At 70.9% G+C, this 20,223-nt stretch carries 18 protein-coding genes, 3 tRNA genes and 1 pseudogene; 10 read left to right on the forward strand and 12 right to left on the reverse strand.

What is annotated here, in order from left to right:
- The first annotated feature begins 302 nt into the window (after positions 1-302).
- The 6 genes from Aau02nite_RS40560 to Aau02nite_RS40585 all read left to right on the forward strand — a co-directional run bounded on the left by Aau02nite_RS40560 (position 303) and on the right by Aau02nite_RS40585 (position 5,981).
- Entirely contained in the window at positions 303-653 is a 351-nt protein-coding gene (locus Aau02nite_RS40560; RefSeq protein ID WP_212993984.1) for a hypothetical protein, read from the forward strand.
- Positions 650-1,465: a DNA cytosine methyltransferase gene (locus Aau02nite_RS40565; protein WP_212993985.1), complete on the forward strand. Its 816-nt coding sequence runs from the start codon at positions 650-652 to the stop codon at positions 1,463-1,465. Before Aau02nite_RS40560 ends, Aau02nite_RS40565 begins: the two co-directional genes overlap by 4 nt.
- Entirely contained in the window at positions 1,462-2,760 is a 1,299-nt protein-coding gene (locus tag Aau02nite_RS40570; RefSeq protein WP_307857978.1) for a bifunctional DNA primase/polymerase, read from the forward strand. Before Aau02nite_RS40565 ends, Aau02nite_RS40570 begins: the two co-directional genes overlap by 4 nt.
- Positions 2,757-3,971, forward strand: coding sequence for a DUF3631 domain-containing protein (locus Aau02nite_RS40575; protein WP_212993986.1), 1,215 nt, complete (start codon positions 2,757-2,759; stop codon positions 3,969-3,971). The genes Aau02nite_RS40570 and Aau02nite_RS40575 overlap by 4 nt, the downstream gene beginning before the upstream one ends.
- A gap of 371 nt (positions 3,972-4,342) precedes the next feature.
- Positions 4,343-4,594: a helix-turn-helix domain-containing protein gene (locus Aau02nite_RS40580; RefSeq protein WP_212993987.1), complete on the forward strand. Its 252-nt coding sequence runs from the start codon at positions 4,343-4,345 to the stop codon at positions 4,592-4,594.
- Positions 4,595-4,670: 76 nt separating this feature from the next.
- Positions 4,671-5,981: a site-specific integrase gene (locus Aau02nite_RS40585; protein WP_212993988.1), complete on the forward strand. Its 1,311-nt coding sequence runs from the start codon at positions 4,671-4,673 to the stop codon at positions 5,979-5,981.
- Between the two features lie 120 nt (positions 5,982-6,101).
- Here the strand turns inward: Aau02nite_RS40585 and Aau02nite_RS40590 are convergent.
- The 8 genes and pseudogenes from Aau02nite_RS40590 to Aau02nite_RS40625 form a co-directional block, all read right to left on the reverse strand.
- A tRNA-Phe gene (locus Aau02nite_RS40590) sits at positions 6,102-6,178 on the reverse strand.
- A gap of 36 nt (positions 6,179-6,214) precedes the next feature.
- Positions 6,215-6,288 (reverse strand) — tRNA-Asp (locus Aau02nite_RS40595).
- Positions 6,289-6,338: 50 nt separating this feature from the next.
- Positions 6,339-6,411 (reverse strand) — tRNA-Glu (locus tag Aau02nite_RS40600).
- Between the two features lie 141 nt (positions 6,412-6,552).
- A complete protein-coding gene (locus tag Aau02nite_RS40605; protein WP_246595817.1) occupies positions 6,553-7,248 on the reverse strand; it encodes a B12-binding domain-containing protein in 696 nt (231 codons plus the stop codon).
- Positions 7,249-8,174: 926 nt separating this feature from the next.
- A pseudogene (locus Aau02nite_RS40610) lies at positions 8,175-8,397 on the reverse strand (MerR family transcriptional regulator); the annotation flags it as partial.
- Entirely contained in the window at positions 8,387-9,001 is a 615-nt protein-coding gene (gene idi, locus Aau02nite_RS40615; RefSeq protein WP_212993989.1) for an isopentenyl-diphosphate Delta-isomerase, read from the reverse strand. The gene idi and the pseudogene Aau02nite_RS40610, both read right to left, overlap by 11 nt.
- Positions 8,998-10,503 (reverse strand): phytoene desaturase family protein, encoded by a 1,506-nt coding sequence (crtI, locus tag Aau02nite_RS40620; protein ID WP_212993990.1) that lies wholly within the window; start codon positions 10,501-10,503, stop codon positions 8,998-9,000. The genes idi and crtI overlap by 4 nt, the downstream gene beginning before the upstream one ends.
- Positions 10,504-10,532: 29 nt before the next feature.
- A complete protein-coding gene (locus tag Aau02nite_RS40625) occupies positions 10,533-11,678 on the reverse strand; it encodes a polyprenyl synthetase family protein (protein WP_438841223.1) in 1,146 nt (381 codons plus the stop codon).
- Between the two features lie 77 nt (positions 11,679-11,755).
- Between Aau02nite_RS40625 and Aau02nite_RS40630 the strand changes: the two genes are divergently transcribed.
- The gene (locus Aau02nite_RS40630) at positions 11,756-12,661 is read left to right on the forward strand and encodes a phytoene/squalene synthase family protein (protein WP_212993992.1); all 906 of its coding nucleotides are present in this window, start codon (positions 11,756-11,758) and stop codon (positions 12,659-12,661) included.
- A gap of 61 nt (positions 12,662-12,722) precedes the next feature.
- A complete protein-coding gene (locus Aau02nite_RS40635) occupies positions 12,723-14,057 on the forward strand; it encodes a cryptochrome/photolyase family protein (RefSeq protein WP_212993993.1) in 1,335 nt (444 codons plus the stop codon).
- Positions 14,058-14,241: 184 nt separating this feature from the next.
- Here Aau02nite_RS40635 and Aau02nite_RS40640 read toward each other — a convergent pair whose 3' ends face one another.
- Both Aau02nite_RS40640 and Aau02nite_RS40645 read right to left on the reverse strand, forming a co-directional pair.
- Complete coding sequence (locus Aau02nite_RS40640) at positions 14,242-15,075, reverse strand: hypothetical protein (protein WP_212993994.1); 834 nt, start codon at positions 15,073-15,075, stop codon at positions 14,242-14,244.
- Between the two features lie 90 nt (positions 15,076-15,165).
- Positions 15,166-16,257, reverse strand: a complete 1,092-nt coding sequence (locus tag Aau02nite_RS40645) for a serine hydrolase domain-containing protein (protein ID WP_212993995.1) — start codon at positions 16,255-16,257, stop codon at positions 15,166-15,168.
- A 38-nt stretch (positions 16,258-16,295) separates the two neighbouring features.
- Here Aau02nite_RS40645 and Aau02nite_RS40650 point away from each other — a divergent pair, with 38 nt between their 5' ends.
- A complete protein-coding gene (locus Aau02nite_RS40650) occupies positions 16,296-17,657 on the forward strand; it encodes a dihydrolipoyl dehydrogenase family protein (RefSeq protein WP_212993996.1) in 1,362 nt (453 codons plus the stop codon).
- Here Aau02nite_RS40650 and Aau02nite_RS40655 read toward each other — a convergent pair.
- Both Aau02nite_RS40655 and Aau02nite_RS40660 read right to left on the reverse strand, forming a co-directional pair.
- Positions 17,654-18,091, reverse strand: a complete 438-nt coding sequence (locus Aau02nite_RS40655; RefSeq protein WP_212993997.1) for an ATP-binding protein — start codon at positions 18,089-18,091, stop codon at positions 17,654-17,656. The two genes, Aau02nite_RS40650 and Aau02nite_RS40655, sit on opposite strands and share 4 nt — an antisense overlap.
- A complete protein-coding gene (locus tag Aau02nite_RS40660; RefSeq protein ID WP_212993998.1) occupies positions 18,078-18,935 on the reverse strand; it encodes an MEDS domain-containing protein in 858 nt (285 codons plus the stop codon). The genes Aau02nite_RS40655 and Aau02nite_RS40660 overlap by 14 nt, the downstream gene beginning before the upstream one ends.
- Positions 18,936-19,029: 94 nt before the next feature.
- On the opposite strand from Aau02nite_RS40660, the gene Aau02nite_RS40665 reads away from it, so the two are divergent.
- Entirely contained in the window at positions 19,030-19,884 is an 855-nt protein-coding gene (locus tag Aau02nite_RS40665; protein WP_212993999.1) for a Rieske (2Fe-2S) protein, read from the forward strand.
- Positions 19,885-20,223: the final 339 nt, after the last annotated feature.

Raw genomic sequence — 20,223 nt, forward strand, 5'->3', positions numbered from 1 at the left:
TTGCCCGTACTGCCGCGTCTGGCTTGCGCCGCGGCAGTTCCGCCGCGGCGCGTACGCCTGCCGGCGCTGCACCGGCACCGGCTGACCACGCACCCGATACACCCGCTGCACGCCCGCACGACCGTCACAGAACGTGCCCGTGCGGGCGTGTATTTCACGCACTTCACGCACTTCACGGACTTCACGCGCAGGCCTATGAGGTGCGTCTATGCGTGCGCGTGCGCGCGCGCAAGCCTCCCGTGAAGTCCGTGAAGTGAAATCCGTGAAATCCCCGGCCCTTCGACAGAAAGTGACATCGCGTCATGTCATGGTTCCGACTTGCCCGCCGCGGCGCCGCCTACGAGTTCGGCCGGCGTCTCTGGCGCTGGTTCACCGCCTTCGAGATCATCGCCTGGTTCGTCCGCACCGTTCTGCCGACCCTGCTCATTCTCACCGCCCTGGCCGTCGCCTCCTGGGTCGCCATCCGGACCTCGTTCTGGTGGCTGCCCCGCCTGACCGCCCTGGCCGTCATCGCCGGCACGCTGACCGTCGCGGTGTGGCTGGCCCGCCGCTACCGCTGGGAACTGCGCGCCGGGCTCCCGCGCACCGCCGTCGCCACTGGAGTGGTCGCCCTGGCCGGTGTGCTCGGCGCCGCGATCTGGTGGCTGCGATGACCGCCCACCTCGCCCCTGGCGGCAGGGATGACCGGCCGGAGGCCCTGGACCTGTTCTGCTGCGCCGGGGGAGCCACCCGGGGGCTGCAACATGCCGGGTTCCGGGTGACCGGGGTCGACAACCGGCCACGGCCGAACTACTGCGGCGACGCGTTCGTGCAGGCCGACGCCCTCGACCACCTCCGGCAGCTCATCCTCACCGGGCAGGTTCGCCGGTACGCGCTGATCGGCGCGTCGGCGCCCTGCCAGGAACGATGCACCCTGCGGCAGGGCACCAACCTGGCCCGTGGCTGGGGCGGCGACCATCCGCAACTAGTGCCGCCGACGCGGGAGCTGCTGCTGGAGGCCGGGGTGCCGTTCTACATCGAGCAGCCCAGCAACCACGGCGGGCTGATCCGCACCGACCTGATGCTGTGCACCGACATGTTCGACCTCGGCCCACCGCCGTGGGTGCAACGCCACCGCGACTTCGAGATCCACGGCTTCACCGTCACCCAACCCGCACACCCGGCCGGGCCGGTCCGCGGGCACCGCGGCTACGTGCGCGGCTACCGCGGCAAGAGCGGCGGCCGGCCCGGGTTCTTCCGCGACGGACCGTACGTCGCCCCGTACGGCAACGGCGGCGGCAAAGCCACCGTGCCCGAGATGCAACACGCCCTGGGCATCGACTGGACCGACGTCCGCGAGGAACTCACCGAAGCCATTCCCCCGGCCTACACCCAGCACATCGGCCAGCAGCTCCTCAATGGACGGCTGCACCGCATTGCTCCGGAAACGGTCACAGCGCAGGCCCGGTACGTACAGGCCGCATGATGCGCGGCTTCGCCGCACTCACCACTACGAGCCGCTGCGCGGCCGACTGCGGGGTCCCGCTGCATCCCGCCGCCGCGGCCGGCGGATATGACCGGCACCCCGGCTGCGAAGACCTACCGCCTGCTCGGGTGAACCGGTGGCAGTGCTGGCGCTGCCAGATGACCGGTACCGCCCTGGACGCCGCGCACGGCATCGCCATGGTGCGCATGCATGACCTGTTCGCCTGCCCCATGGCCGCCGCCGACGACGCCGAAGTCCTGCGACGCCTCGCCCGGCGGGCGCCGCTCAGTCGCCTCTACCCGACCGAGGTTCCCGTGCTGACCGCCCGACGTGCGCCCTCCGGGCGCCTGAAGGCTATAGCGGACGGCGTTCCGCCGCGTCACCTGTTGAAAGGACCTGTGCGCATGCCCGACACCGGCCCCATGTTGGCCGCCGCGCTCACTCTGGCCGCCGAGGGCCTGCCGGTCTTCGTGCTCGGCCGCACTAAACGCCCGGTCGCCAACTGCTCCGCCTGCCCGAAAGCCGCCGACGACCCGAGCCATGACCCGCAAGCCTGCGACTGCCTGACCTGCCACGGGTTCTACGCCGCCACCACCGACCCCGACCGCATCGCCGCCATGCTCGCCGCAGTCCCGCGCGGGCTGCTCGCCATCCGCACCGGTACGGCGTCGGGCCTGGCGGTGGTGGACATCGACCCGCGCAATGGCGGCCGACCGATCGCTGAACTGATGCCTCCCACCCGCTGCGTCCGATCCGGCTCCGGCGGCTGGCACCTGTACTACCGCCACCCCGGAGGCACCCTCGCCGCCAACCTCGACCACCGCGGCCATCCCGGGATCGACATCAAGGCCGACGGCGGGTACGTCGTGGCGCCGCCGTCGATCCACCCGGACACCGGAATCGTGTACCGGTGGGTGGGTGACCGGCCGGTGGTGGAGATGCCCCCGCCGCTGCTCGCCGCGTGCCGACCCGCCGAGGCGCCGCCGGCCGTGACACCCCACACCGGGCCAACCCCCACGACGAACGGGCGGGGCATCTCATCCCCGCCCGCCCTGCTGCAAGCCCACCTCGCCGCAGTCGCCAGCGCCCCCGAAGGCCGGCGCCGCAACACCCTCTACGGCGCGGCCCGCGGCGTCGCCCGGATGGTCGCCGCCGGTGCCCTCCCCCCAGCCGACGCGTACGAGGCCCTGTACGACGCGGGCGTGCGCGCCCAGCAGATCCACCGCGATATCCACGCCGCCATCACCGGCGGATTCCGCGCCGAATCCGTTGCCATTGAAGGGATCGCCGCATGACCGACTCACCGCCGCCCGAAGGCGCGGCCATTCTCGATCGCCTCCACGCTGTCCTGATCAAGTACGTGATCCTGCCCAACAGCGAGACGATCGACGCCGCCGTACTGTGGATAGCTGCCACCCACGCCCAACAGGCGTGGACCCACGCACCCCGCCTGGTGATCAAGGCACCGGAGAAGCGCTGCGGCAAGTCCCGGTTCCTCGACGTCGTGGACGGCACCTGCTACCGGCCGTTCATGACCGTCAACTCCTCTACCGCGGCGATCTGTCGCTCGATCACCGACGCCGACCCGCCCACGATCCTGCTGGATGAGGCCGACACGGTTTTCGGCGGTAAGCAGGCTGAGGCCAACGAGGAACTCCGCGGATTGCTCAACGCTGGTCACCAGCGCGGCCGGCCCATGACCCGCTGGGATCACCAGAAGAAAGAACTCGAACGGATCCCGACCTTCGCGATGGCCGCCCTGGCCGGGATTGGGTCGATGCCCGACACGATCGAGGACCGGGCCGTGGTGGTCAAGATGCGCCGCCGTACCCGAGCCGAGAAGGTCGCCCCGTTCCGGTCCCGCCGCGACGGTCCCGCCCTGCGGCAGCTCGCCAACGACCTGACCTCGTGGCTGCGGCCGAACCTGACCGAGCTGGAGAACGCCGAACCTGTCATGCCGCTGGAAGATCGTGCCGCCGACACCTGGGAGCCGCTGATCGCGGTCGCGGACCTGGCCGGCGGGAACTGGCCCGAACGCGCCCGCCACGCCGCTCTGGCTTTGAACGCGGCCAGGGAGGGTGATGCGGAGTACTCCGACCGGCTCCGGCTGCTGATCGACTGCCGCGCCGTGTTCGCCAGCTTCGAGGCCATGCCGTCAACGGCCCTGCTCGAACGGCTCAAGGCCCTACCCGAGGCCCCGTGGGCGGAATTCAACGGCAGCGGCCTGACCGCGATGAAGCTCGGCGTGCTGCTCAAGGAGTACGAGATCGCCTCGGAGAACATCACCTTCGAGCAGCCCACCGGCCGGGTCAAGGGCTTCCACCGGGCCGCGTTCGTCGACGCGTGGCAGCGCTACTGCCCGGCTGAGGAGGATCCCGCACCCGAGCCGTACAAGCCGTACAAGCCGTACGCAGACCCCCAAACGCCCAGCTCAGGCAACGTACGGCTTTTCGAGCCGCGTACGGCTAAGCCGTACACCCCGCCACCAGGGCAAACGTCACCATGACCGACTCGCGTACGGCTTAGCCGTACGCACCCGAAAAAGCCGTACGCATCCTGACCTGCGAAAACGGAGATCGCGTACGGCTTGTACGGCTTGGCCCCCAAACCAGCCGCCCAACACCTGCACGGGATCACCGAATCACCGGGCCACAAAAAGTGGCCCGGTGAGGGTGCATAGCCGTATAGACCTATCCGATTACGCACGGAACGGTCAGATCGATCTTGGCTCTACGGCGCTCTCCGCGGGCCGCCCTACGGCCCTCCACCGTGGCGCACCGGCACCCCTCCGCCGAACACTCCCATGCGCAGAACGGGCGCGTAGGACCGTTCCGCCCGGCCAGCTCGCACCGCTCAGATCCCAGGAGGCACGCCCTGATGACCAACGTCATCCCGCTTTCCAATGACGCCGCCAGCGACCGGCCGCGACCGGGCGCCGCAGCCACGTACACCGTCAAGGAGGTCGCTGCCCTGCTCCGCCTCAGTCTCGGGGGGACCTACCAGGCAATTCGGGCCGGTGAGATCCCCGCCAAGCGCATACGAGGCCGTTGGATCGTCCCGGTGCACCGCTTCCACGCCTGGCTCGATGCCCAAGACAACGACCCCGCCTCGGCCCAGCCCGCCGCCTGATCGACCTTCGCCAAACCTGGGCCGCCGGCACGCACTGCCGGCGGCCCACACCATCGATACGAGAGGGGACGTCCGCTTGCGAGGCTCCGTCTTCAAGCGCTGCCAGTGCCGCGACGGCAACGGCAAGAAGGTCAAGAATTGTCGCAAGCCGCACGGCTCGTGGGCGTTCGTCGTGGACGCCGGTACCGATCCCAAGACCGGCAAGCGCCGCCAGATTCCCCGGTCCGGCTTCAAGACCAAGACCGAGGCCGAGGAAGCGCTCACAGCCGAGATGGCCAAGCTCGATGCGGGCACGTGGACTGACGATCGGCGGATGACTCTCGGCAAGTGGCTCGACACGTGGCTCGCCGAACTGATCGCTGCCAAGAAATCGGTCAACACAGTCAAGAATTACCGCGGCCACATCCGTGACGCGTGGAGGCCGCTTCTCGGGCACATGCTGTTGCGCGACTTGCGGCGTAGCCACATCGAGGGCGTGCTTGCCTCCCTGGCGGAGCCGGTGGAGGGCGACCGGCCGGCTGGCAACGTCGGCCGCCGCGTGACCCAGCGGTCACCCGCGACGATCGATGGGTATCGCCGGACGATCCGGGCCGCACTCTCGGCGGCCCAGCGCCGCGAACTGATCGCGATTAACCCGGCGGTCGGGCGGATGGACTCGATTCCCGCCTCGGACAACATCGACGATGACGACGAGCCGGTGGTCTGGCAGCCTGAGGAAACCGCGCGGTTCCTGGAGCACGTCTTCGACGACCGCCTGTCGGCTCTCTATGAACTGGCCGCCTATGCCGGACTTCGTCGTGCCGAGCTGTGCGGCTTGCGATGGTCGGACATCGACACCAACGGTGCCGGTCTGCGCGTTCGGCAGACGATCGTGTCGGTCACGCGGACTCAGGTCACGCCGGAGCAAGCAGCGTGCCCGGTGTGCTCGGAGGTGCACGTCGGCCGCCTCTTCAAGGCACCCAAGTCCCGCAAGGGCCGCCGATGGGTGCCGCTCGCCGTGCCCGCCCAGGCCGCTCTGGCTCGGCATCGCGAGACACAGCGAGAGGAACGGGAGTTCTTCGGCATCGACTACCAGGAGCACGACCTCGTGTTCTGTCGCCCGGACGGTCTCCCGCTGCGACCCGATCGGGTCACGGTTGAGTTCGAGAAGCACGTGACCGCGTGCGGACTGCCGATGGTCCGGCTGCACGACACCCGGCACGGCGCATGCTCGCTGATGCTGGCTGGCGGGGTGCCGATCGAGATCGTGCAACTGATCCTCGGCCATTCCTCGCCAGAGGTCACGCGCCGGGTCTACGCCCACCTGATGCGGACGACGACTTCCGCCCAGGTCGAAAAAGCGGTGGAGCTTCTGACGCGGCACCGACCCAGCCGGAACGCGGTGTGAGCAATCCGTGAGCAACGCCCCGGTCGGAAGGCTGCCCGGCCGGGGCGAGACGACCCGGACAGCAGAACGCCCACCGTGCGTTTCCGCAGGTGGGCGGTGCTCAAAGCCCGGCGAGAGGCTTGGTGGCCAGGGGCGGGGTCGAACCGCCGACCTTCCGATTTTCAGTCGGACGCTCGTACCAACTGAGCTACCTGGCCCTGCCGCGCCGTGGTGCGCGCGGACTCGGCTTGTTGCGGTCCTGACGGGACTTGAACCCGCGACCTCCGCCTTGACAGGGCGGCGAGCACTCCAACTGCTCCACAGGACCTTGCTCGTGCTGCGTACTTTCTATCACTTACCCCGACCGAGGTCGGTTCGTACCCCCAACGGGATTCGAACCCGTGCTACCGCCTTGAAAGGGCGGCGTCCTGGGCCACTAGACGATGAGGGCAACCCCGCCATCATTGCATATTCCAACTCCGGCGGCGTGGGCCCCAACCGAGCCCCGCTTGAGGCTTGGAAAGCATACGTGATCCCCTGCCCCTCATCCAAACCGGTATCCCTCCCGCCCCGTGCACGTCGCTGACCTGCACTAATGCGACCGGCCCGCGGGCAGGACGACCGCTGACACCAGCTGGACCGCTTCCGCGAGGCTGCCGAGAAGAGTGACCTCGTCCGGCAGTTGCTCGGGAAGCCAGCCCGGGCCGGCGGCCGCGACGAGCAACGGCCGGTATCTGCTGGCGAGCACCAGCGCCCACTGCGCGGGATCGGCGCTGCCGGGCAACTGCGACCACAGCACGAGTACGGCCGGCCCGGTCCTGGCAATGGCGTCCGCGACGGCCTGAGCGGGCACACGAGCGCCCAGCAGCCTGCTGGACACCCCCGCCTGAGCCAGCGCGGCAGCGAGCGCCTCCAGGGGCAGCGTGTGCTGTTCCTCGTCGGCGGCGGCCAGCAGGACCCGGGGGATCTGGCTGCTCGGCGGCCGGGAGACGGAACCGAGCACCTCGGTGACCACGCGGGACAGGATGTGCTCGACCTCGATGAAGCGCTTGGTGGCCGCGTAGCGTTCGCCGACGCCGATCAGCACCGGCATGATCACTTCTTCCCAGGTCGCGACGACACCGCGGTCGGCGACGGTCATCTCGAGGATGTCGCGCAGGGCCGGACCGTCGAGACGCATGGCGGCGCGGGCCAGGCCGCGGGCGGCCGGACCGGCCCGTCCGGTACGGATGGCATGCCCGCCACCGTCCCGGGCGACGAACATCTGCCCGAGCTGCTCGGGCCACACCGCGTCAATGGTCGGCGCCCGCTCCCCGACCCGGAGGAAGGCGTCACCCGGCTCGTCCGAGGCTGCTCCCGGGGCGAATCGGCCGGCCGTGGGGTAGTTCGGGTCGTCGTCCTCGGCCCCGGCGAGACCTGACGCATCAAATCGGGACCGGGCGGAATCCGGGGACCACTCACCCGGACGTGCGCCACCCTGTCGGTGCTGCCGGGGACCGGCCGGACCGTCACGGGAGGGTTCATCGGCACTCGCGTGGCGGGACGGCTCGGCGACAGGGAAACGGTCTGTCGCACCGTGCCACCCCGATCGGGATTGCTCCGGCGCGGAGGAAAAGAGGTCCTCGGAGCCCGATACCTGTGGATCTGGCTGCTCACCCTCCGGGACCAGGTCACCTTGAGCATTCGAAGCGGTCCGCCCCGGCTGCTCACGAGGCCGCCCATCACCCTGATCCGTCAGCTCACTGGACGAGCCGGCCCCCATCGCAGCCTGCCGGCCCCGCGAGCGCTGATCGGCGCTCTCCGCAGGCCGCTCACCGAGCGCGAAGGATTCGGCACTCGAGGTCGCCCCATCATGAGGTGGCGAGGAAGAGGCGGTGGTATCCCCAGCCGCCGGCCTTCCGACTGGCGAGGAGCCAAGATCCGGCGACGGAAAGCCATCGTCCCGGGACGACGAAGAGCCGGCCGCCGAGGGATCGTCGACATTCCCAGCTTCCTGCTGACCCGGCGACGATCCGATCCTCGAGGACGAGCCGACGTCCCGACCGCTCCGCTCACCGCTCGGCTGCGAATCGGCGCTCGGAGCTACCGGATCACCGGGTCTTCCCGCCCGGTCGGGGGCCGTTGCCTCAGCACCGTCCTCGGAAGGCCCTTCGCGCGGCTGATGCTCGCCGTTCTCCGGCCCGGCCGGCGTGACGACATCAATCGGCACCGGGACGCGACGAGCCCACGCCGCCGCCTCCGCCGGAGCCACACCCTGCGCGGTGAGCCTGCGCATCACCTGGAGGCGGTCCATGTCTTCCGGGGTGTAGCGCCGGTGCTGGCCGGGCAGGTGGTGGCTCGGCCCCAGCCCGTATCGCTGGTGCCAGGTGCGCAAGGTGGTCACGGCGACGCCCAGACGGCGGGCAACCGCCCCGGCCGTCAGGGCCTCATCGGCCACCCGACCGCTCCGGTGCCTCGTCGACCGGCTGCGGTACGCCCGCCGGGCCGGCCTGGGGCCCGAGGGCCAGATGGCGGATCAGCCGCTCGGTGACACCCGGGAGCCACGGCGCGTACGACCGCAGGTCGTGGCGCAGCCCGTCGCTCAGCTCCTCGACGGACGTCCAGCGCACGTCGGCGACCTCGTCCGGGTCGACGAGCAGCCGGGCGTCTGCGGGCACGTCGCCGAGCAGCACGTGGTCGTACTCGTATTCGACCAGCCCGGTGGTCGGGTCCTCGGCGTAGTACGAGTACACGCCGACCTCGGTCAGCGGGACGTCCTCGACGCCGATCTCCTCCACCAGCCGCCGTGAGGCGGCCGTCGCCGGCGTCTCACCGGGCTGCGGATGACCGCAGCAGGTGTTGGCCCAGCGCAACGGGAAGCGGGTCTTCACCGCGGCCCGCTGCTGCAGCAGCACCCGGCCCTCCGGATCCCGCAGGAACACCGAGAAGGCCCGGTGCAGCCGACCGGGCGCGCGGTGGGCGTCGCTCACCGTGGCGGCGCCGGCCGGCACTCCTTCGGTGTCGACGAGCTCGACGAGGTGCGTCTCGCGGGACGCGGTCACAGGGCCCTCCCCACGAGGTCCGCCGCCGTTCCGGTGATCCGGGAGGCGGCCAGTTTGCCGGAGATCAGCACCATCGGTACGCCCACGCCCGGCTGTGTGCCGGAGCCCGTGAAGACGACGTTGGGCAGAGTCGGATGGAGGTTACTCGGCCGGAAGGGGCCGGTCTGCGTGAAGGTGTGCGAGGACGCGAACGGGGTGCCGGCGGCCATGCCCTGGGCGGCCCAGTCGTCCGGCGTGATGATGCGTTCCACCTCGATGCCGTCGCGGAAGCCGACGTAGCCGCGCTGCTCCAGCACGCCCGCGATCTCGTCGGCGTAGCGCCGGCCGAGCCCGCCCCGCCAGTCCAGCGGCGCGACGTCGAGATTCGGCGTCGGGGCCAGGACGTAGTACGTCTGCCGGCCGGGCGGTGCCACGCCCGAATCGCTGTGACTGGGGTTGGTGACCAGCAGCGAGGGGTCGCTCATCAGCAGGCCCTGACGGATGACCTCGTCGAACGTGCCCTTCCAGGCGGTGCCGAAGTGGATGTTGTGGTGCGCGATCTTCGAGTAGCTCTGGCTCGATCCGATGTGGAGCACGACACAGGACGGCGAGTACGTCAGCTTGCGGGGCCGGCGGGACTCGGGCAGCAGGTCGCGATAGGCCACCGGCAGGTCGGGGTTGAGCACCACGACGTCGGCGGGGATGCGTTCGCCGCTGTCGGTGATGACTCCGGTGGCCCGGCCGTTCGCGGTCTCGACGCGGGTCACCGTCGTCTCGTACCGGAACTGCACGCCGTGCTTCTCGGCCGCGCCGGCCATCGCCTTGGGCACGGCGTGCATGCCGCCGCGCGGGAAGAAGACGCCGGCCACCGAGTCGAGGTACGCGATCACGGCGTAGATGGCGAGCGCGTCGTGCGGGGCCAGGCCGGCGTACATGGCCTGGAAGGAGAAGATGCGCTGGGTCCGCGGGTCGTGGAAGTACTGGTTGATCTTCGGCTGGAGCCGCCGGAAGCCGCCCATGCCGAGCAGCTTGAGCAGGCTCATGTTCATCAGGTCGAGCGGGGTGTCCAGGTTGCGGTCGATGAAGTTGTTGCGCTCCAGGCGCCACAGGTCCCGGGCGAAGTCCACGAAGCGCAGATAGCCGTCCGCCTCGCGGGGGCCGCAGACCCGTGAGATCTCGGCTGCCATCTCGACGGTGTCCGTCTTGACGTCCAGCGTGGAGCCGTCCGGATAGAAGGCGCGGTACGCCGGGCTCAGCGGCGTCAGCTCGAGCCAGTCGGAGAGCCGCTCACCGACGGCCGCGAGCGGCTCGGCGATCAGCTCCGGCATCGTCAGCACGGTGGGGCCGGTGTCGAAGTCGTACCCGTCGACCGAGAGCCGGCCGGCCCTCCCGCCCGGCACCGCCTCGCGCTCGACGACGGTCACCTGCCGTCCGGCCGCTGCCAGGTGCAGCGCGCAGGCGAGCCCGCCGAGTCCCGCGCCCACCACGACTACCCGGTCCGTCGTTCCCGTCACTTTTCGCACGTCAACAGCTCCAGGGGGTCAAAAATCCATCATGCCCGGCGGTGGCTCGCGGAAGCCGCCAGGTTTGTCAGTGCCGCACGGGCGTCGTCGTGGATCGGCGCGCTCGCCAGTGCCTCGACGCCTTCCGTCACCCGCTGCTGGATCAGCGCTTCGATCTGCGCGACGGCGCCGGTCTCGGCGATGACCTCAGCGCGGCGGGCGAGCGCCGCGGGGGAGTTGAGCCCGCCGGAGCCGTCGGCGGGGATGACGGCTCCGGCGGGGTTCGGGGCCAGCTCGGCCCGCTGAGCGGGGGTGGCGAGCTGGTGGGCGAGCATGAGCAGGGTCGTCGGCTTGCCGGTGAGCAGGTCGTCGCCCGCCGGCTTGCCGGTGATCACGGGGTCGCCGTAGACCCCGAGGAGGTCGTCGCGCAGCTGGAACGCCTCGCCGACGGCGATGCCGTAGCGGTTGTAGGCCTCGTCGACGGCCGCCGCGTCGGCGTCGGCGGGCCCGGCCAGCGCGAGACCGAACTGCAGCGGGCGTTGCACCGTGTAGCTCGCCGTCTTGTGGCGGGCCACCAGCAGGGCGCGATCGACGGACCAGGCGGCGGGCTCGGTCTCGCCGAGGACGTCGAGGTACTGCCCTGCGACGGCCTCGATCCGCATCCGGTCGTAGCAGGCGCGGACCGCGAACAGCGTGGCGGTGGAGACGGCGGCCCGGGCCAGCAGCTGGTCGGCCCAGACCAGGCAGAGGTCACCGACGAGGATCGCCGAGGTGGTGCCGAAATGGTCCGGGTCGCCGAGCCGGTCGGCGTTGCGGTGCTGCGCGGCGAAGATGCGGTGTGCGGTGGGGCCGCCGCGCCGGGTGGCCGAGTCGTCCATCACGTCGTCGTGGACGAGCGCGAACGTGTGCATCAGCTCGAGCGCCGCGAGGGCCGGCAGCACCGGCTCGACGGGCTCGCGCGCGGCCACCACACCGCGCCACCCCCAGTAGGCGAACGTCGGGCGCAGCCTCTTGCCGCCGGTCAGCACGAGATCCCGTGTCGTGCGGGCGAAGCGGCCGAGCGCCGGGTCGACGTCGTCCAGCGCGGCGGTCTGGCCGCTGAGGAACTCGGCCAGAGTGCCCTCGACAGCCGTCGTCAGCCCGTCCGCGAGGACGGTCTGACGAGGTATCCCGATACGGGGGTTTCCCTCGAGGATGTCGTTGGCCACGAAGGCGACATTACCGTAGGCTGCGAGTTGCGTCGATTCATGCGTCGATTTTATTGGGAGGGCCCGTGGAGGTCGATCTGGCGGCGGCCTACGAACGGTGCCGCGAGCTGCACAAACGTCATGGCCGCACCTACTACCTGGCGACCCGTTTGCTGCCGAAGTGGAAGCGACGCCACGTGCACGCTCTGTACGGCTTCACCCGGTATGCGGATGAAATCGTCGACCGCACCGAGGATCTCGCGCCGGCCGAGCGGGCCGCCCGCCTCACCGCCTGGTCCGACGAGTTTCTCGCAGGTCTGGCCGGTGCGCCCACCGATGACCCGCTGCTGCCCGCAGTGCTGCACACCATCGCGGTCTTCGACCTCGACCGCGCCGACTTCGCGGCCTTCCTGCGCAGCATGGCGATGGACCTCACCATCACGTCGTACGCGACCTATGACGACCTGCTCGACTACATGGAGGGCTCGGCCGCGGTCATCGGCACGATGATGCTCCCGATCCTCGGCTCCAGCGACCCGGCCGCGGCCCGCGAGCCGGCCCGCCAGCTGGGCCTCGCCTTCCAGCTCACCAACTTCATCCGCGACGTGGCGGAGGATCTGGACCGCGGCCGCACCTATCTGCCCGACGAGCACCTCGCCGAGTTCGGTGTGACCCGCGCCGACCTCTTCGCCGCGCGTGCGGCGGGCCGGTCCACCCCGCAGATCAAGGCGCTGATCCGGGCCGAGGTCGCCCGCGCCGACGAGCACTACGCCGCCGCGGCCCCGGGGATCCCGCTGCTGCTGCCCGGGTCGCAGGCCTGCATGCGCACGGCCTACGAGCTGTACGGCGGCATCCTCGACGAGGTCGCTGCCGAGGACTACGACGTCTTCACCCGGCGCGCGACGGTGCCCAACCAGCGCCGGGCCGCGGTGGTGGCCCGGTCCCTGCTGACCAGACCGGGCACCCCCACCACAGCCTTCGCCCGAAGCTGAGCGGAAACGGGGACCTGAGCTGAGACCCGAAGCCGGGCGGGAACCGAGATACGGAGCTGACATGCGAACGGCCGTCGTCCTGTTCACCCGGGACCTGCGGGTGCACGACAACCCGGCGCTCGCCGCCGCCTGCGCCAACGCCGAGCAGGTCGTCCCCATGTTCGTCCTGGATCCCGGTCTGCAACGACTCTCGGCGAACCGTGCCCTGTTCCTGCACCAGAGCCTCCGGGATCTGCGGGAGACGCTGCGGACCCTGGGCGGCGACCTCGTCGTCCGCACCGGTGACCCGGTCGCCGAAGTGATCAAGGTGGCGAGCGAGGTCGGTGCCGAGGGGATCGCGCTGACCGCTGACGTCAGCGGCTACGCCCGGCGCCGGGAGCAACGGCTCGAGCAGGAGTGCCAGCAGCACCGCATCTCCCTGCGGCTGTTCCCCGGCACTTCGGTCGTGCCACCGGGTGGGGTGCGTCCGGGCGGGGGAGGCGAGCAGTACCGGGTCTTCTCCCCGTACTACCGGGCCTGGTCGGCGGCGAAGTGGCGGGACGAGGTGGCGACGCCCGCGCGGATCGTCCTGCCCCCGGAGCTGATCATCGGCGAGCTGCCCGAGCCGCCACCGGGGGAGTCGCCCGCGGCCGCCCCGGGTGGCGAGACGGAGGGCCGGCGTCGGCTGACGACCTGGCTCGAGCACGTCGGCCCGTACGACGATCTGCACGACGACATGGCCGCCGACGGCACTTCGCGGCTCAGCGCGTACCTCCGATTTGGATGTGTATCGCCGTTGACCGTGGCGAACGCAGCGCGGGCGCTGGACGGCCCGGGCCCGGACGCCTTCGTCCGCCAGCTCGGCTGGCGCGACTTCTACTACCAGGTCACTGCGGGCTTCCCGGCCATTTCGACGCAGGCCTACCGCAAGTCGGGCGACGGTGAGTGGCGCGACGATCCGGAGGCGCTGCTGCACTGGCAGGAGGGGACGACCGGAGTGCCGGTGGTCGATGCGGGCATGCGTCAGCTACGCGCCGAGGGCTGGATGCACAACCGGGCCCGTCTGATCACCGCCGCGTTTCTGACCAAGCACCTCGGGCTGGATTGGCGCGAGGGTGTGCGCTGGTTCTTCCGCTGGCTGATTGATGGTGATGTCGCCAACAATTCGGGTAATTGGCAGTGGGTTGCCGGCACCGGCAACGACACCAAGCCGTACCGGCGCTTCAACCCCATCCGGCAGGCAGAGCGGTTCGACCCTGACGGCGTGTACGTTCGGCGCTACGTACCCGAGTTGATCTCCATCCCGGGTAGAGCAGTACACCAACCCTGGCGACTACCGGATACGGTTCGGTCAGGTCTCGACTATCCGGGTCCGCTCGAGTCGCACCGCGACGAGGCCGTGTGGCTGCGGCCCTGACCGGGCGCCGGTGAGTTTTCCTGTCCGGTTCGCCGGACGGGATGTGGAAGCGGGTCCTGCCGACCCGTTGCGTTCGTCCGTTGAAGGCCGGCAGGACCCGCGACAAACTGCCCACCCGGCCGGCCCGGAAACCTCACGACCGGCCGGAACTCAGCCCGGGCGCGACCTTCGGCCAGCCCGAACGTCAGGCCGGCAGCGTGCGCCAGGCGCCGTAGTGGTGCACGGCGATCCCGCCGAAGGCGGCCGTCTGCCGGGTCGCCGCGTCGACCTTGCCCAGCTCCAGCGTGAGCGCGGCCATGCCCTCCTCGTGGAAGGTGCAGTGCCGGCAGTCCGCCAGCGGCCCGGTCTCCGCCGCCAGGCGCACCCGCTTGCCCGCCGCCGCGCCCCGGGCCAGCCAGTCCAGGCTCACCGCCAGGATGGAGTTCGGGCCGGTTCCGGTGTCGCGGTAGCTCATCACCGTCACGCTGTGGACCCGGCGCAGCACCTCGTCGGCGAGGTTCTTGCGACCGACCCGGTACTGCCCGAACCAGAACGGCACGTCGGCCTCCAGCGACAGCGTGCTCGCAGCCCGCATCCGGTCCAGCAGCTTGAGGTACGCCGCCTGGGTCGCCTGCAGGTCGGTGGTCCAGCCGTCGATCAGGTACGGCTCGACGTCCAGGTGGATGCCGTCGAAGAGGCCGGTCGACACGACGGTCCGCTGCCAGGCCAGCGCTGCGGCGTGGTTGTGCACCCAGGCCGGGTCACCGCCGAGCGCGCGCAGCTTGATCCGCCGGGCGACAGCCAGCGCCTTGAGTTCCTGCAGCCGGGCCAGGCCGCCGTCGGTGAGGACCGACGGTGCAACGTGGACGAACACCTCGGAGATCGACCGCTGGCCGGCCCAGGCGATCACCTCGGTGGCCGGATCGTCACCCCACAGCCACATCGCCCGGGTGTTCGCCGGCATCGCCGTGAGGCCGGCGCTGCCGGCCGACGAAGCTCCGGGCACCGCCGTGGCGGCGGCCATGAGAATGGCAGACACCAGCCCTGCCTGCCATCGCCCTCTCATGACCGCCCCCTTTACCGTGGTGATTCCGCTTCCGCGAGGGAACAGAATCGGCGGGGGCACCGGTCAGGTGAGAAGTCGTACCGAGGAAATCGCGGTGTCGACGGCGCCGACCCGGTCGAAGTCGCCGATCCGGCGCGTGACGTAGGCGATCGAGTGACCGGCGGCGGGGTCCGCCCAGGCCGCGTTGCCGCCCAGGCCGCCCATGCCCCAGGTTCCGTCCGGCTCGATCTGCACGCCGAGCCCCCAGGTCGTGGACTGTTCGATGAACAGGTCCGGGCCGGAGAAGTGCGCCGAGACCAGGTCCGTGACGAGCGCGGCGCTGAGCAGCCGGTGTCCGTCCAGCACGCCGCCGGCCAGCAGCCCCGTATAGAAACGGGCCAGGGAATCGGCCGTCGCGTGCAGGTTCACGGCGGGGATGACGGACCGGCGCCACAGGTCGCTGTTGAGTACGGCGAGGTCGCGCGAGCCGGGCGGATTCGCGATGGCTCGCGCGCGTACCGAGCCGGGCTCGCCGATCAGCAGGTCCTGCCGGTCCGGCCGGTCGAACTCGAGCTCGGCGCACCGCTGCGGTTCCGCGGTGCCGAAGCCGAGGTCGAGCCGCCACGGGCCGGCGATCTCCTCGGCCACGAAGCGCGCCGATGGCCGGCCGTCGACCCGGCGGATGAGTTCGCCGAGCAGATGGCCGTAGGTCAATGCGTGTTCGGCGGCCACCGTGCCCGGCGGCCACTCGGGCTGCGCGGCGGCCAGGTCGGCGCAGAGCAGATCCCAGTCGGCCCACGCGGACGCTTCCCGCGGCACGGGGAAGAACGGGAGGCCGGCCGTGTGCGTGAGCAGCTGCCGTACCGAAGCATCGGTGGTGAATCCCGGCCAGTGCCGGGCGATCGGATCGTCCAGTGCGACCAGGCCGCGATCGACCAGCAGCAGCACGGCCAGCGCGATCACCGGCTTGCCCACCGAATAGACGTTGACCAGCGTGTCCGTCGTCCACGGGCGGGTCCGTGCGGTGTCGGCCCACCCCTCGCGCAGATCGACCACCAGCTCGCCGTGCCGGCGCACCGCCAGGGCCGATCCCCCGCGGGGCTGCGTCGCGAAAGCGTCGCGGACCGGTTCGTATCCGGGCGCCACGAAGCCGTCGATATTACGGTCCGCTGACATGGGCGCACAGTACCCGCCGATGGTGGAAAGCTGGTCCCATGGGCGAAGCGCAGCAAGCGGATGTGGTGGTCGTCGGCCTCGGTGTCGGCGGCGAGGAGGTCGGGGGACGGCTCGCGCAGGCCGGCCTGACGGTCATCGGCGTCGAGCACACTCTGGTCGGCGGCGAGTGCCCCTACTGGGGCTGCATCCCGACCAAGATGATGATCCGTGCCGGGAATGCGCTCGCCGAGGCCCGCCGCATCCCCGGCCTGGCCGGCGAGGCGCAGGTCCAGCCCGACTGGGCGCCGGTCGCCCGCCGGATCCGCGAGCAGGCCACCGACACCTGGGACGACAAGGTCGCCGTCGACCGCTTCACCGGCAAGGGCGGCCATTTCGTGCGTGGCCGGGCCACCATCACCGGCGCCGGCCGGGTGCGGGTCGACGAGCAGGAATGGGTGGCGCGCCGCGGCATCGTCGTCGCCACGGGGACGACGGCGGTCGTCCCGCCGATCGAGGGGCTCGCCGGCACGCCGTACTGGACGAACCGCGAGGCCGTCGAGGCCGAGACCCTGCCGGAAACGCTGCTGGTCCTCGGCGGCGGCGCCATCGGCCTCGAGCTCTCCCAGGTCATGGCCCGCTTCGGCGTGCAGGTCACGGTCATCGAGGGCAGCGATCGACTGCTCGCGATGGAGGAGCCCGAGTCGTCCGAGACCGCGGCCGCGGCCTTGGCGGCCGACGGCATCAGAACCCTGACCGGGGTACGCGCCCAGCACGTCACCCACTCCGGCGACGGCTTCTCGGTCCAGCTGTCCGACGGCTCCACGGTGACGGGCGAACGGCTGCTCGTCGCCACCGGACGCGCCGCCCGCCTCGGTGGCCTCGGCCTCGAGACGATCGGCCTCGACCCGTCCGCCCGCTTCCTCACCACCGACGACCGGATGCGCGTGGCCGACGGGGTCTGGGCCGTCGGCGACGTCACGGGCAACGGCGCCTTCACCCACATGGCGATGTACGAAGCCGACGTCGCCGTCCGCGACATCCTCGGTCAGGGCGGCCCGGGGGCGGATTATCACGCCAGGCCCCGGGTCACCTTCACCGATCCGGAGATCGGCGCGGTCGGCCTGACCGAGCAGCAGGCCCGCGACGCCGGCCTCGACGTCCAGGTGGGCTACTCGAGTCTGCCGTCGTCCTCGCGCGGGTTCGTGCACGGCCCGGGCAACGAAGGCTTCATCAAGGTGGTCGTCGATCGCTCCCGCGGCGTGCTGGTGGGCGCCACTTCAGCCGGCCCGTCCGGCGGCGAGGTTCTCGGGGCGCTGACCGTGGCGGTGAAAGCCGAGGTGCCGGTGGCCACGCTGCAGGCCACCATCTGGGCCTATCCGACGTTCCACCGGGCGATCGGTGATGCCCTGCACTCCCTCTAGAAGGCGAGGGTGGCGGTGATCGTCGTGCCGGCTGCGGAGCTGAAGATGCGCAGTTCAGAGAGCTGCCGGGCGATCCACAGCCCGCGTCCGCCGGGCAGTGAAGGCGCGGGCAGGGTGTGTCCGGCGTGGGCCGGATCGGCCAGGCCCGTGCCACCGTCGCTGACCTCGCAGTGCAGGAGGCCGTCGGCCAGCCGGAGCCGCAGCCGGCCGGTGCCACCACCATGTCGGACGGCGTTGCTGGCCAGCTCGTGGGCGATCAGCACCATCGTGTCGACGGTCCGGGCGTCCGCCACCGTGGAGACATGGGCGGCGACGGTGGCCCGCACGCTGTACAAGCTGTCGTCGTCGAAGCCGAGCTCGACCAGCATCTCGCGGGTTTCCCCATCGGGCGTGCGGACTGCGGGGGAGGTGTCGGTCCGCTCACCGTTCGCCATCGCGCACCAGCATTCGCAGCGCGGGAACGTCGGCGGCGCCCGCGACCGTCAACGTCCGCTCGATGGGCTCCGCGCACACCACGATCATCCGGCGCGACTCCGGCAGGTTCGCCGCCGTCCGCAGGATCACGGCCGCCGCGCCGGCGTCGATGAAGCGCAGGTGGTTCAGGTTGAGGTGCACGTCGTGATCCAGCCGGACGGCCTCGGCGAGCGCGTCGCTCAGCACGTCGGCCCGGGAGTAGTCGAGCTCTCCGGCCACCCGTACGCCCGGGGGCACATGCTGGCGGCAGATCCGCAGCACCGGGTCCTCGTGGTAGACGGTCGCCGCCACCGTCCGCGGATGCACCCGGGCGGCATAGGCGAGGGTGACCGGGTCGAAGCTGTCCCGGTTGTACTCGCAGATGGCGGTCAGCCGCCCCGCGGCGAAGAGCCGGCCCACCTCGGACTCGAAGACCAGCAACTGCTCCGCGTTGGCCTGCGGGCGCGCGGCCCAGCACATGTCCGCGGTGATCCGCAGGCCGGCCTGGCCGTCCCGCTCCGCCTGGGCCAGCTCACGGGCGAGCAGCTCCACCATCGTGGCGGCATCCGGTCCCGTGCCGTTGCCCCACATCCGGCCGCTCTCGGCGACCGTGAGGCCCCGGCTGCCCTCCAGTCCCCGGTCCACCAGCTCGGCGCGCAGCCCGTCGACGTCGGCCGCGTCGGTGAAGCAGATGATCCGTTCGCTGCGGGCCTGCCCGGCGGCCACGAAGGCGGCCAGGATGTCCAGCCGCTCCTCCGGATCGGTGAAGGTCAGACAGGCGTGGTCGCCTGGAGTGAGCCGATCCACCGGCGTCGTGGCGACCATGCGTCCTCCTCAGGAGCCCGGGGCTGAGAAGGTACCCGATGACGGGAGGGCTCAAGCAAGGTTTGGCGGGACCGTCCGGGGTAACCCAGTCGGCATGGTGCGGCAGACGATCTCCCGGCTCGAACAGGCCTCGGCGCTGGACGCCGTCAGCGACCGCCTCCAGGGCGCCGTGCAGAGTGCGATCAAGCCCAGACGCCTGCGGGACCTGCTGCACGGCACCTGGCTCGGCCACCCCCTGCACCCCGTCCTCGTCCAGCTCCCGGTGGGCGCCTTCATGAGCGCAGCGGTGCTGGACGCGCTGCCGGGTCAGGACAGAGCGGCGACCACTTTGATCGCCGTGGGCACGGCTGGTGCCGCGCCCGCGATCGCCGCCGGCCTCGTGGACTGGTCCTCGCTCTCGCGTGACCAGCGCCGGGTGGGCCTGATCCACGCCGCGGCCAACACGGTGGCTCTCGGCCTCTATGCCGGGTCACTCGTGGCGCGGCTGTCCGGCCGGCGAGGGCTGGGCAAGCTCCTGGGGTACGCCGGACTGAGCCTCGCCGGCGGGGGCGCCTATCTGGGTGGTCACCTCTCCTACGAGCAGGGCGCCCAGATGAACCACGGTTCGTCCGAGATGCTGCGCCTGCCGGAGGACTGGGCCGAGGTCGGCGAGGTGGCGGCTCTCCCGGAGGGCAAGCCGACGGTACGCACGATCGGCGACGTCCGGGTTCTGCTCTACCGCCTCGGCGACGAGGTCACGGCCATGGTGGAGCGGTGCGGCCACCAGGGCGGACCGCTCGGCGAAGGTGACGTGGAGGGGACGGGCGAGAGCGCCTGTGTCGTCTGCCCTTGGCACGGGAGCACGTTCCGCCTCAAGGACGGCTTGGTCGTGCACGGCCCGGCGGCCGGAGACCAGCCCACTCTGCGTACGCGGGTCCGTGACGGTGTGCTGAGCGTTGCCACCCCCTGAGCGCGTTCCCGCAGGTCACCGCGTTGTGGCGTGGGACACGGGGGGTCGATTTGGAGCCCGGGAAACGAGCGGGTAATGTTTTGCGAGCCGGCAGGGAAACGGGCGAGGCAAGCAGAACGAACTGACCAAGCGTCAGGGAGATCAGCTACCGGCCGTCCTGCCAAATCCTTCGAACTTCGGGATCGTAGCAACGCTGCCCTGCGCAGCGAAGCCCCGAGCCCGGGACGAAGGGTGCGCTAGGAACGAACGGCACGAACCGGGAGATACCGGTTGACAGGGCCAGGAAGACCTAGTAAAGTTGAACGAGTGCCCCGGGGACGGGTCGCCTAGTTGGGCGGC

The sequence above is a fragment of the Actinoplanes auranticolor genome, assembly GCF_018332655.1.
GTDB classification, from domain to species: Bacteria; Actinomycetota; Actinomycetes; order Mycobacteriales; family Micromonosporaceae; genus Actinoplanes; species Actinoplanes auranticolor.